General features: G+C 66.4%; 11 protein-coding genes. 8 read left to right on the forward strand and 3 right to left on the reverse strand.

The window, feature by feature from the left end; all coding sequences use genetic code 11:
- The first annotated feature begins 11 nt into the window (after window positions 1–11).
- From gluQRS to RDCOP1_RS20680, 4 genes are all read left to right on the forward strand, one after another.
- Window positions 12–947 carry a tRNA glutamyl-Q(34) synthetase GluQRS gene (gluQRS, locus tag RDCOP1_RS20665; RefSeq protein WP_072705055.1) on the forward strand — a complete coding sequence of 312 codons (936 nt, stop codon included), beginning with the start codon at window positions 12–14 and terminating at the stop codon, window positions 945–947.
- A 98-nt stretch (window positions 948–1,045) separates the two neighbouring features.
- Entirely contained in the window at window positions 1,046–1,975 is a 930-nt protein-coding gene (locus RDCOP1_RS20670; protein WP_072705058.1) for a DUF2189 domain-containing protein, read from the forward strand.
- A 105-nt stretch (window positions 1,976–2,080) separates the two neighbouring features.
- The gene (locus tag RDCOP1_RS20675; protein ID WP_072705060.1) at window positions 2,081–2,947 is read left to right on the forward strand and encodes an RDD family protein; all 867 of its coding nucleotides are present in this window, start codon (window positions 2,081–2,083) and stop codon (window positions 2,945–2,947) included.
- A 95-nt stretch (window positions 2,948–3,042) separates the two neighbouring features.
- The gene (locus RDCOP1_RS20680) at window positions 3,043–3,792 is read left to right on the forward strand and encodes a queuosine precursor transporter (protein WP_072705064.1); all 750 of its coding nucleotides are present in this window, start codon (window positions 3,043–3,045) and stop codon (window positions 3,790–3,792) included.
- On the opposite strand, the gene tgt is transcribed toward RDCOP1_RS20680, so the two are convergent.
- The gene (tgt, locus tag RDCOP1_RS20685) at window positions 3,765–5,057 is read right to left on the reverse strand and encodes a tRNA guanosine(34) transglycosylase Tgt (RefSeq protein WP_072705067.1); all 1,293 of its coding nucleotides are present in this window, start codon (window positions 5,055–5,057) and stop codon (window positions 3,765–3,767) included. The two genes, RDCOP1_RS20680 and tgt, sit on opposite strands and share 28 nt — an antisense overlap.
- A gap of 69 nt (window positions 5,058–5,126) precedes the next feature.
- On the reverse strand, window positions 5,127–7,826 hold the full coding sequence (locus tag RDCOP1_RS20690) for a calcium-translocating P-type ATPase, PMCA-type (protein WP_072705070.1): 2,700 nt from the start codon (window positions 7,824–7,826) through the stop codon (window positions 5,127–5,129).
- A 131-nt stretch (window positions 7,827–7,957) separates the two neighbouring features.
- On the opposite strand from RDCOP1_RS20690, the gene RDCOP1_RS20695 reads away from it, so the two are divergent.
- From RDCOP1_RS20695 to RDCOP1_RS20705, 3 genes are all read left to right on the forward strand, one after another.
- Window positions 7,958–8,377, forward strand: coding sequence for a pyridoxamine 5'-phosphate oxidase family protein (locus tag RDCOP1_RS20695; protein ID WP_072705073.1), 420 nt, complete (start codon window positions 7,958–7,960; stop codon window positions 8,375–8,377).
- A gap of 4 nt (window positions 8,378–8,381) precedes the next feature.
- The gene (locus RDCOP1_RS20700; RefSeq protein WP_072705076.1) at window positions 8,382–9,275 is read left to right on the forward strand and encodes a cation diffusion facilitator family transporter; all 894 of its coding nucleotides are present in this window, start codon (window positions 8,382–8,384) and stop codon (window positions 9,273–9,275) included.
- A gap of 108 nt (window positions 9,276–9,383) precedes the next feature.
- Complete coding sequence (locus RDCOP1_RS20705; RefSeq protein ID WP_072705079.1) at window positions 9,384–10,268, forward strand: aldo/keto reductase; 885 nt, start codon at window positions 9,384–9,386, stop codon at window positions 10,266–10,268.
- Between the two features lie 30 nt (window positions 10,269–10,298).
- Here RDCOP1_RS20705 and RDCOP1_RS20710 read toward each other — a convergent pair whose 3' ends face one another.
- Entirely contained in the window at window positions 10,299–10,904 is a 606-nt protein-coding gene (locus RDCOP1_RS20710) for a LysE/ArgO family amino acid transporter (protein ID WP_072705082.1), read from the reverse strand.
- Between the two features lie 72 nt (window positions 10,905–10,976).
- On the opposite strand from RDCOP1_RS20710, the gene RDCOP1_RS20715 reads away from it, so the two are divergent.
- Window positions 10,977–11,858, forward strand: a complete 882-nt coding sequence (locus tag RDCOP1_RS20715; protein WP_072705085.1) for a LysR family transcriptional regulator ArgP — start codon at window positions 10,977–10,979, stop codon at window positions 11,856–11,858.
- Window position 11,859: the final 1 nt, after the last annotated feature.

Consider the following 11,859-nt stretch of genomic DNA (forward strand, 5'->3'; position numbering starts at 1 on the left):
GAAGTACACCGATGCCACATTCCGGAGATCGACCGGACGCCACGACAGGCGCCGGCCGGTTCGCCCCCAGCCCGTCGGGCGACCTGCACCTCGGCAATCTGCGCACCGCCGTACTGGCGTGGTTGTTCGCGCGCTCCACGGGCCGGCGGTTCCTGTTGCGAGTCGAGGATCTCGACCGGGTGCGGCCCGGTGCCGAACAACGACAACTCGCGGATCTCGCGGCCCTCGGGCTCGACTGGGACGAGCAGGTCGTGCACCAATCGCGTCGAATCCGTCTGTACGAGAATGCAATCGACCGTCTCACCCGCGCCGGACTCACATACGAGTGTTTCTGCACCCGACGAGAGATCCAGCAGGCCACGTCCGCTCCGCATGCTCCCGCGGGAGCGTATCCCGGCACCTGCCGCGACCTCACCCCCGAGCAACGGGATGCGAAACGATCGGCGGATCGTGCCCCCGCGATCCGGTTGCGCTCGACTACGCAGTGGTTCACCGTCCACGACGTCCTGCACGGCGACTTCACCGGTGTCGTCGACGACTTCGTGCTCCGCCGCAACGACGGAACACCCGCCTACAACCTTGCTGTCGTGGTGGACGACGCGGCCCAGGGGATCGACCAGGTGGTGCGCGGCGACGATCTGCTCACCTCCGCTCCGCGGCAGGCATACCTGGCGACCGTGCTCGGACTCGAGGTTCCGCACTACGCTCACGTGCCGCTCGCACTGAACCAGGAGGGAAAACGGCTCGCCAAACGGGACGGGGCGGTGACGCTCGCCGACCAGGAGGCGCAAGGGCATTCCGCCGCCGACGTCCTGGGAACCATCGCGGTGTCGTTGCGCCTCGCCGATCCCGGTGAACCCGTGACGCTGCCGTTGCTGCTCGACCGCTGGGACCCTGCGCGAATGCCGCGCGAACCGTGGGTCTTCCATCCCGATCGGGATGCGTGAGGACGAGTGGGACGACAACCGAAGTGGTGCTTTTCGGCTGCCGGGCACGTACTCTGCGGTGGAGCAGACGTTCACCGATTCCTGCGGAGAGGGCACCGATGAGTACCGGTGGTTACGACCCGAACAAGGACCCGCAGAATCCGGGCGGCGATCCCTATCCGTCGCAGGGTGGGGACTACCCGCCTCCGGGCGGATATCCTCCGCCTCCTGCCGGCGGCAACTATCCCCCGCCGGGCAACTACCCGCCCCCACCCGGCAACTACCCACCTCCCGGTGGGAGTTACCCGCCACCGGGGGGCTATCCACCCCCGCCTGGCGGTAACTACCCACCCCCACCCGGCGGATACGGGCCCGGGGGTTCCGGTGGTGGTTTCGGACCGACGCAGTTGAGTGTCGGCGACGCGATCTCGTTCGGGTGGCGCAAGTTCAGCGCGAATCCTGGCGTCTGGATCGTGATGGTCGTCATCGCCTTCCTCATCCAGGCCCTGATCAACGGAATCTTCAACGGCTTCGACTTCACGGTTCAGGAGAACGACGGCTTCACCAGCGCGTTCTCCGCCGCCGGTCTGATCGGATCAGTGGTCAGCGCGATCGTCGGGTATCTCATCGAGGCCGCATTCGTGCGCGGAGCGCTCAGTGAGGTCGACGGCCGAAAGCCCGCGTTCGGGACATTCGTTCAGATAGCTCCCGCCGGTGCGGTCATTCTGACCGGCCTGCTCGTCGGCCTCGGCACATCGGTGGGTCTCGTGTTGTGCATCGTGCCCGGTCTGGTGTTCGCGTTCCTGGCGTGGTGGGCGATGCCCTTCGTCATCGACCGGAACCAGGATGCGATCACGGCTATCAAGTCGAGTTATCACGCGATCAGGTCGAACGCGGGCACCCTGTTCCTCCTCGCGCTCGCACTCGTCGGTCTCAACATCCTCGGCGCGCTGCTCTGCGGCCTCGGTCTGCTCGTGAGTATTCCGGTCACGATCATCGCCTCGACCTATGCCTACCGGATCACCACAGGGGGTCCGGTCGTCGCCTGAATCCCGTCTTCCAGCTGTCCGTTACACATCGCTACAAATCGCTGTCGATGCGCCGCGGTTACGTTGTACCGTGGCGCGTTGCCATGCCGATCGACAAGGAGTCAGATGACAACCGGTGGATACCCACCCCCTTCGCAGGACCCGAACAAGCCCGGCTACCAGGGCGCTCCGTCGCACGGTGATCAGCCGTACGGCGGCCAGCCCGCCGATTACACCCAGCAGGTCCCGAACCCGATGCAGTCCGGGTACAACCCCAACGACCCGTCCCAGGGCGGGCAGTACGGTGCACCTCAGAACGGAGCACCCCAGTACGGATCACCCCAGTACGGATCACTCCAGCACGGCGCGGGGGCCACTCAGTACGGAGCACCCCAGTACGGCGCACCCCCGCAGGGTGGACCCCAATTCGGTGCACCCCAGTACGGTGCTCCCCAGTACGGCGCACCCCAGAACGAGCAGTACGGCGCGACGCAGTACGGAGCCATGCCCGGATTCCCGCCCGCGCCCGGAGCCGGTTTCGGCCCCACCCAGCCGGGCGAACTGCTGCCCCGACTCGGTGCCCGCATCCTCGACGCGCTGATCGTCGGCATCCCTATGGCGATTCTCACCAGCGTGGTCGTCTTCGGTAGCGACAGCGGGTTCATGGCCTTCGTGATGTCGGTGCTCTCGGGCGTCGCGGCGTTCGCATATTGGACGCACTTCGAATCGACCAAGGGCGCGACCATCGGCAAGAAATTGCTGGGTCTGTCGGTCGTCGGACCGGACGGCGGACTCCCCACCCGCGAGCAGGCCGCCAAGCGCAACGCCTTTGTGGCGCTGCAGATCTTCAGCGGCATCCCCTTCCTCGGCTGGCTGGTCAGCCTCGCTTCCCTCGCTGCATGGATCGGCGTCGCCGTGACCATCGAGCAGGACAACGGCAAGCAGGGGTTCCACGACAAGTTCGCCGGAGGCACCCGGGTCGTCAAGTCCTGACCCCGCACTTCCGCAGCGGGCCGCGTCCTCCCGGACGGGGCCCGCTGTCGTCGCGCGACTTCGCGATCATCGTCGCGTGATGCTTGGATGGCCGGGTGACACAGCACGAAACGAACTCCCCATCTTCCACCTCGCACCACGCGGCCTTCGCCCGCGTCGGGCGCAGTTCCTACCCGGGGATCGTCGTACTGTTCACCGCGGTGCTGATGATCTCCAACATCTGTGCCACGAAGGGAATCGCCTTCTTCAGCGACACAGACGTCTCCCTCGGACCGCTGCAGATCCTCCCGATCATCACCGACGGCGGGTTCTTCCTCTTCCCGCTCGCGTACATCCTCGGGGACGTGCTCAGCGAGGTGTACGGATTCGCCGCGACCCGCCGCGCCGTCTTCTACGGATTCGGTGCGGTGGCCCTGTCGGCTCTGGCCTTCTGGGTCGCGCAGTCGTTGCCCGCCGCCGAGTTCTACCCCAACCAGGAGTCGTTCGAAGCGGTGCTCGGTGTGGTGCCGCGGATGCTCCTCGCGGGTCTGGCCGGCTATCTGGTGGGCCAGTTGCTGAACTCGTACGTCCTGGTTCGCATCAAGGAACGCACGCAGGAGAAACATCTGTGGGCGCGTCTGATCGGCTCCACCGTCGTCGGCGAGTTCGCCGACACCCTCGTCTTCTGCTCCATCGCCGCCGGCGCGATCGGTATCTCCACGTGGGACGACTTCGCGAACTTCGTGGTCGTCGGCTTCCTGTGGAAGACGCTGCTCGAGGTGGTGCTGCTCCCGGTCACGTACCGCGTGATCGCGTACGTGAAGAAGCGTGAACCGACCTACGCTCCGGTTTCGGCCGCCGCCTGACGCTTCTTGGCGTAGAAGCGGCCCAGGGTTTCGGCCTTGTGTTCGTCGAAGTAGCCGCCTTCGATGCTCAGACGAATATCGTCGACGAGGCGCACGGTGAACCGCTCGTTGTGGATCGTGCACAGCGTGGACGCGAGCATTTCCTTCGCCTTGAACAGGTGATGGATGTACGCCCGGGTGTAGTGGGTGCAGGTGTAGCAATCACAGTTCTCGTCGATGGGCGTGAAGTCGCGACGGAACCGGCTCGTGTTGATGTTGAATCGTCCGTCGGGGTGATAGATCGCCGCGTTGCGCGCCACCCGCGACGGGTTGACGCAGTCGAACGTGTCGGCTCCGTGCTCGATCGCCACGAACACGTCGTCGGGTTCGCTGATGCCGAGCATGTGCCGCGGCTTGCTGTCGGGCAGTTCCTCGCAGCACCAGCGGACGATCGTGCCGAGATTGTGCTTCTCGAGTGCGCCACCGATTCCGTACCCGTCGAACCCGCGGCCCGACTCCCCCACGATCGATTCGAGGCCCCGGCACGCCTCCCTGCGGAGATCCTCGTACTGCGCGCCCTGCACCACGCCGAAGAGTGCCTGGTAGGGGCGGTGTGCGCGCTCGGCGGTGAGTTTCTCGTGCTCGGCGATGCACCGCACCGCCCAAGCCTGCGTCCGCTCGATGGAGCGTTCCTGGTAACCCCGCGTGTTCATCAGCGTCGTCAGCTCGTCGAACGCGAACATGATGTCGGCGCCGAGCTGGTGCTGGATCTGCATCGACACCTCGGGGGTGAACCGGTGCATCGACCCGTCGAGGTGCGACTTGAACGTGACGCCGTCGTCATCGACGCGGGCGAGTCGTTCCTTCCCGTGCGCCATGACGTCGTCGTTCTGCACGCCGACCGCTTCCATCGCGATGACCTTCTTGAAGCCCACACCGAGCGACATGACCTGGAAGCCGCCGCTGTCGGTGAACGTCGGGCCGTCCCAGTTCATGAACTTCCCGAGCCCACCGGCCTCGTCGACGATGTCCGATCCGGGCTGAAGGTAGAGGTGGTAGGCGTTCGCCAGCAGCGCCTGCGCACCCAACTCCTTCATCGCCTCGGGCAGCACGGCCTTGACGGTGGCCTTGGTTCCGACGCCGATGAAGGCGGGCGTACGGATGTCACCGTGCGGCGTGTGGATGGTGCCGGTGCGGCCCAATCCGTTGTCGAGTCGGGCTCCGACCGTGAAAAACGGGTCGGGCGGAACCGGTAGCGCGGAATCGGTACTGCGAAGGACACTCACCCGACGATTGTGGCAGGTCACCGCTACCTCGCCGACGACCGCCCGGTGCTCGGCCTTCCGGACCGGTGTTCAGTCTCGGCGACGGGCACGGGCGATCGCCTTCCCGATTTCGTCCACCCACAGCACCACCGAGCCGACTGCGATTGCCAGCAGCCATTGGGTGCCGGTCAGGGAGGTGGTATCGAACAGACTCTGCAACGGGCTTGCCTGCACCACGCAGATCTGCAGCACGATCACGACACCGATCGCGATCCAGATGGTGTGGTTGGTCAGCGTCTGCAGCGAGAACACCGAACCGATATTCGAGCGCACGTTGAACAGGTTGAAGACCTGGAAGAACACGAACGTGGTGAAGGCGAGGGTGGTGGCGAACAGCGGGTCGTCGGCGCTGTCGGGGAACAGGTCCGGCCCGAAGCGCAACACCAGGAGAGTGCCGACGGCCATGACGATGCCCAGTCCGAGGATGCGCTGGATCCGCGACCGGGTGAGCAGCGCTTCCTTCACCGGCCGCGGGCGGCGCTTCATCGCGTCCGGTTCCGTCGGATCCACTCCGAGGGCGAGCGCGGGCGGACCGTCCATGATGATGTTGACCCACAGGATCTGCAGTGCCGTGAACGGAGCACCGCCCGCGAGGCCGAGAGCTCCGGCCGCCAGGAAGATCAACACGAATCCCCACGCGGTCGTCAACTGGAACTTCACGAACTTGACGATGTTGTCGTAGATGCCACGGCCCTCGGCCACGGCGGCGACGATCGTCGCGAAGTTGTCGTCGGTGAGGATCATGTTCGCGGCACCTTTGGAGACGTCGGTGCCGGTGATCCCCATCGCGACGCCGATGTCGGCCTGCTCGAGCGCGGGTGCATCGTTGACGCCGTCGCCCGTCATCGCGACGATCTGCCCGTCCGCTTGCAGGGCCTTGACGTACCGGATCTTGTGCTCGGGTGCCACGCGCGCGAGTACGCCGAATCCTTCTGCCCGGGTGCGCAGTTCGTCGTCGTCGAGGGCGTCGAGGTCCGAGCCCGACGCGGCGGTGCCTCCGATGCCCAGCTGGCCGGCGATCGCGGAGGCCGTGACGAGATGGTCGCCGGTGATCATGTGCACTGCGATGCCCGCCTCGTGCGCGACCTCGATGGCTGCCTTCGCTTCCGTTCGCGGCGGATCGACGATGCCCACCACCGCGTAGACGGTGAGATCGGAAACCAGGTCGTGCAACGCGTCCGAATCCCCGCGCGGCACCGCGTCGAGGTCGCGGCCGGCGATCATCAGCGTCCGCAGGCCGTCGGACGCGAGCCCGTTCACGGCCTCACGGATCTGCCGGCGCCCCTCGTCGTCGAGGGGAACCGGGCCGTCCGAGCTGTCCACGGTGACTGCACGTTCGAGCAGCGCACCGGGCGCACCTTTGGCGAAGCAGCGGAACCGCCCTTCCGGCAGGGCATGGAACGTCGCCATGAACTTGTAGGCGGAATCGAACGGAACCTCGGCGAGGCGGGGGTGTGCGGCGCGCGCACCGTCGACGTCTATGCCGCCCTTCTCTGCGAGCACGACCAGTGCGCCCTCGGTGGGATCGCCGACCAGCACACCGTCACGCACCGTGGCGTCGTTGCACAGCCCCATGGCAAGAAGCGCGTCGGTGAAGTCGGGGGTCGGAAGTCCGTCACCGACAAGGATCTTGCCGTCGGTTCCGTATCCGGATCCGGTGACGCGGAACGTGCGGCCCCGCACCAGCAACCGCTGCACGGTCATCTCGTTGAGGGTGAGGGTGCCGGTCTTGTCGGTGGCGATATGTGTTGTGCTGCCGAGCGTTTCCACCGCGGCGAGTTGCTTGACGATCGCGCCCCGCGCGGCGAGACGCGACGCTCCCATCGCGAGGGTGAACGCGACCACCGCAGTGAGTCCTTCGGGGATGGTCGCGACAGCGAGGGAGACCGCGGTGACGAGCAGATCCGACCACGTCTGTCCCCGGAGGAGCCCCAGGACGAACACGAGCGCGACGGTGACGATGGCGACGATGGTGAGGGTCTGCGCGAGCTGGCCGATACGCCGCTGCAGTGGAGTCTGCTCGACGCCGGCACCGCCCAGAAGGGTGGCGATCGCACCCATCTCCGTGCCCATACCGGTTGCGGTGACCACCATTTCCGCGCGGCCCCGGGTGACCTCGGTGTTCATGAACAGCATGTCCGTGCGGTCGCCGAGAGGCGCGTCGGGAGCCTCCACCGGGTCGATCGACTTGTCCACGGGGTGTGATTCGCCCGTGAGTGCCGCCTCGGCCACCTGCAATCGAACGGCCTGCACGAGCCGTCCGTCCGCGGGTACCGAGTCGCCGGATTCGAGGAGAACGATGTCGCCGGGTACGAGTTGCTCCCGGGGTAGCGATTGTTCGCGGCCGTCACGGCGCACCCGCGTGGTGGACACGGACATGTCCTTCAGCGCCTGCAGACTGTTCTCCGCGCGCCGTTCCTGCACGAAGTTCAGCACGGTGTTGAGTGCGATCACCGCGAAGATGACGACCGGGGTCTCCCACTCGCGGGACACCACGGCGCTCACGACCGCGGCGACGACCAGGACCAGCGTCATCTTGTCGGCGAGCAGGGAGAGCACCTTGCGCCACGCCGGTGTGCCGGCCACCTCGGCGATCAGGTTGGGTCCGTGCTCCGCCGACCGCTCTGCCACTTCCGCTGTGGACAGCCCGCGACGCGTATCGACACCCAGCGCCTCGGCCACCTCGGGTGCCGAGGCGGTGTGCCAGGTCTGCGCAGTTGCCACCTGCATAACGGCTCCTCGGTGTCGTAGATCGATCAGTCCTCACCGTACTGTGAGGAGACAGTCATGGGGTTCGAGTGCACCCTGGCTGTGTTCGTGGTGAGCTAGGACAAAGACGCAGCGAGTTCGAGGAGTGTCCCGTGAGCGAGATCCCGAATGCCGACGAGCCCACCACCGTGCTCAGCGACGAGCAGAGCTGGGAACTGCTCGCATCCGAGAAGGTGGGCCGTCTCGTGGTCGTGGTGAACGGCCGCCCCGAGATCTATCCGGTCAACTACGCGATTCGTGACCGGAAGGTGTACTTCCGCAGCGGGGAAGGCAGCAAACTCGCCGAACTGACCGTGTATCCGCAGGTCGCCTTCCAAGTCGACCACATCGAGGCGAACGATGCGTGGAGCGTGGTGCTGCACGGACGCGCACACATCCTTCAGCACTTCAGCGACGTGCAGGCCGTCGATGCGCTGGGCCTGACGACCTGGGTGCCGGATTCGAAGTTCAACTACGTCGAGCTGGTCACCTCGGAGATCAGCGGCCGAAGGTTCTCGCTGGTCGAGCACTGACCTCATGACCCACCCGGACGAGAACCGGCGGTTGATGCGCTTCATGCTGCTGTCGGTGGCTGCCGCACTGGCCACGATGGCCATGAAGGCGCTGGCTGCTGTGCTCACCGGCTCAGTGGGCCTGCTGTCGGACGCCCTCGAGTCGGGAGTCAATCTCGTCGCCGCGGTGGTGGGACTGATCGCGCTGCGGGTCGCTGCGAAACCCGCCGACTACAACCACCAGTTCGGGCACGGCAAGGCGGAGTACCTGTCGGCCGCCGTCGAGGGCACGATGATCTTCGTGGCGGCCACCGCGATCCTGTGGTCGTCGGTGGACCGGCTGCTGCATCCGCAGGCGGTGGAGCAGCCCGGTATCGGCCTGGCGTTGTCCACGGGCGCGTCCGTGATCAACCTCGCGGTGGGACTCGCGCTGCTGAGAGCCGGGAGGCGCCACCGCTCGATCACGCTGGTCGCCGACGGCAACCACCTGCTCACGGATGTGTGGACCTCGGTGGGAGTCCTGGCCGGCGTCGCGCTCGTGGTCCTGACCGGCTGGGATGTGCTCGATCCGATCGTGGCGATCCTGGTAGCGGTCAACATCCTGCGTATCGGCTACGAACTGGTGAAGCAGTCCGTCATGGGGATGCTCGACGTGGTGCTCCCGGACGAGGACGTCGCGGCGGTCGACGCGATTCTCGACCGGTACCGGGAGGGCAACTCCGTCGTGATTCTTCCGCCGCGCACCAGAGAGGCCGGCCGGCAGCGCTTCGTGTATCTGACCGTGCGGGTGCCCGGCGACTGGACCGTCCGGGCGGGCCACGATCTGCTGGACCGGCTCGAAGCCGACCTTCGCGGAGCACTGCCCGGAACGGCGGTCTTCACGCACCTCGAACCGACGGGCCCAACTGCCGACCTCTGACTGCCGGTCTCGGATCCCGCGGTCGAAGTGCACCGACGCGCTTCCCACCACCGGCGGTTGTTGTCGCAGACGGACCCCGCACGTCGCGAAGGGGCCTAGCGTAGGGAAATGGGCACACCGCTGATCACCATGAACAACGGAGTCACCATCCCCGCGCTGGGGTTCGGTGTCTTCCAGACCCCACCCGAACAGACACTCGCCGCGGTGACCACGGCGTTGGACACCGGCTACCGGCACATCGACACCGCAGCCGCATATCTCAACGAGCGTGAAGTAGGCCAGGCTGTCGCGCAATCGCGTGTGGAGCGGTCGGACATTTTCCTCGAGACGAAGATCTGGATCACCGATTACGGATACGACTCCACCCTGCATGCGTTCGACAAGAGCGCCACCAAACTGGGCGTCGAGCAGATCGACCTGCTCATCCTGCACCAGGCGTTGCCGGGCGAGTTCGACCTCACGATCGACGCCTACAAGGCGCTCGAGACACTGCTCGCGGACGGCAAGGTGCGTGCCATCGGAGTCAGCAACTTCATGCCGGACCATCTCGCCCGGCTGATGGATGCGACGTCGATCATCCCCGCCGTCAACCAGATCGAAGTGCATCCCTACTTTCGCCAGCCCGCCGTGCTCGAGGCCGACGCCGAAGACGGCATCGTTTCACAGGCATGGTCGCCGATCGGAGGAATCACGTTCTACCGGAACGGTTCCCACGGATCGACTCTCGACGATCCCGTGATCGGCGAGATCGGCCGGGCGCACGGCAAGACACCGGCTCAGGTGATGCTCCGATGGCACATCCAGGAGGGACGCCAGGTCATCCCGAAATCGGTGACGCCGTCGCGGATTGCCCAGAACTTCGATGTCTTCGACTTCGACCTCACCGCCGAGGAACTCGCCGCGATCGACGCCCTCGATACCGGGGTGCGGGGCGGACCCGAACCCGAAGCCGTCACACGTGAGAGCTTCGGACTCGAGATTCCCGAGCCCTGAGTCCGGACACGTGCGGGCCGGCGCCGCCCGCTACGTGCCCGATGCCACGAGGCCGGCGCCGAGGCCGAGCATGAGGACCGCGACACCGCCGTCGAGGATGCGCCACGCGTTCGGCTTCGCGAACCAACTCTGGAGATGGCGCGCGCCGTAACCGAGTGCGGCGAACCACACGGCACTCGCGGCGATCGCGCCGACTCCGAACAGCCACCGGCCCGGGTCGCCGTAGTGGTTCGCGACCGAACCGAGCATGAGGACCGTATCGAGGTAGGTGTGCGGGTTGAGCCAGGTCAGCGCGAGGCAGGTGGCGAGCGCTGCGCCGATGGTGACGGCGCCGCCCGGAGCGGCGGCAAGCGCCGACGGGTGCAGGGCACGCCGTGCAGCCATGAGGCCGTAGCCGATCAGGAATGCCGCTCCGGCCCAGCGGATCACGGTCACCGCACCGGGGGCGTGGTCCAGCAGAGTGGAGATCCCGGCGATCCCCGCGGTGATGAGAATCGCATCGGAGATCGCGCACACCGCGATGACGGGCAGCACGTGCCGGCGCGCGATGGCCATCCGCAACACGAAGGCGTTCTGCGCGCCGATCGCGACGATGAGGGACATGCCCATGCCGAATCCGGCGACGACGAGATGCATGCCGTCCAAGGTAGGAAAGGGCAGCGATGAAGAACAGTTGATTTTTCTTCATCACCATTAGAGTTGCTTGATATGGAGGCCGACTTCGCACAACTGCGCACATTCGCCGCTGTACTCGACGAAGGCACGTTCGACGGTGCCGCCGCGGTCCTGCGCATCACACCGTCCGCGGTGAGCCAGCGGATCAAAGCGCTCGAACAGCATGTGGGACAAGTATTGCTGCGTCGCACCCGCCCCGTGACGGCCACCGCAGCGGGCGAGGCGGTGATGCGACTCGCACGCCAGGTCTCGCGGCTCGAGGCTGACACCGAGGATGCACTCGGTCTGTCACCCGGTGACGGCAATCACGTCCCGATGTCGCTGGTCGTCAACGCCGACTCGATGTCGACGTGGATGCTGCGCGCACTCGCGCGCATGCCGGAGCGCCACCAGGCACTGTTCGAGTTGCACCGGGAAGACGAGTTCCACTCCACCGAGTTGCTGCGCGACGGCACCGCGATGGCCGCCGTCACCTCGGTGCCCGAACCGGTGCAGGGCTGCACCTCGGAAAAGCTCGGAGCCATGCGCTATTACGCGATGGCGAGCATCGATTTCGCCGACCACTGGTTCCCCGAGGGGATCACCGCCGCCGCCCTGCGCGCAGCGCCCATGCTCAGCTTCGACCGCAAGGACGACATGCAGGATCGCGCTCTGCGCCGGGTGACACGCGCGCGACTCGATCCGCCCCGCCACTACATCCCGGGAGCACTCGAGTTCGTCGATGCGGTGCGCCTGGGGCTCGGCTGGGGCATGTTGCCCGAACCCATGCTCACCGACACGACGGGGATGGTCCACCTCGCCCCGGGTCGCCCCTTCGACGTGCCGCTGTACTGGCAACGCTGGAAACTCGAATCGCCGGTGCTCGACTCTCTCACCGAGGTGGTCCGGCGCACCGCCCGCGAAGTGCTGCAGTGAC

Origin of the sequence: Rhodococcus coprophilus NBRC 100603, assembly GCF_001895045.1 — a bacterium.
GTDB lineage: Bacteria > Actinomycetota > Actinomycetes > Mycobacteriales > Mycobacteriaceae > Rhodococcus > Rhodococcus coprophilus.

Coding starts and splice junctions, on each gene's coding strand:
- gluQRS (WP_072705055.1), top strand. CDS start 12: ATGCCACATTCCGGAGATCGACCGGACGCCACGACAGGCGCCGGCCGG.
- RDCOP1_RS20670 (WP_072705058.1), top strand. CDS start 1,046: ATGAGTACCGGTGGTTACGACCCGAACAAGGACCCGCAGAATCCGGGC.
- RDCOP1_RS20675 (WP_072705060.1), top strand. CDS start 2,081: ATGACAACCGGTGGATACCCACCCCCTTCGCAGGACCCGAACAAGCCC.
- RDCOP1_RS20690 (WP_072705070.1), bottom strand. CDS start 7,826: ATGCAGGTGGCAACTGCGCAGACCTGGCACACCGCCTCGGCACCCGAG.
- RDCOP1_RS20700 (WP_072705076.1), top strand. CDS start 8,382: ATGACCCACCCGGACGAGAACCGGCGGTTGATGCGCTTCATGCTGCTG.
- RDCOP1_RS20705 (WP_072705079.1), top strand. CDS start 9,384: ATGGGCACACCGCTGATCACCATGAACAACGGAGTCACCATCCCCGCG.
- RDCOP1_RS20710 (WP_072705082.1), bottom strand. CDS start 10,904: ATGCATCTCGTCGTCGCCGGATTCGGCATGGGCATGTCCCTCATCGTC.
- RDCOP1_RS20715 (WP_072705085.1), top strand. CDS start 10,977: ATGGAGGCCGACTTCGCACAACTGCGCACATTCGCCGCTGTACTCGAC.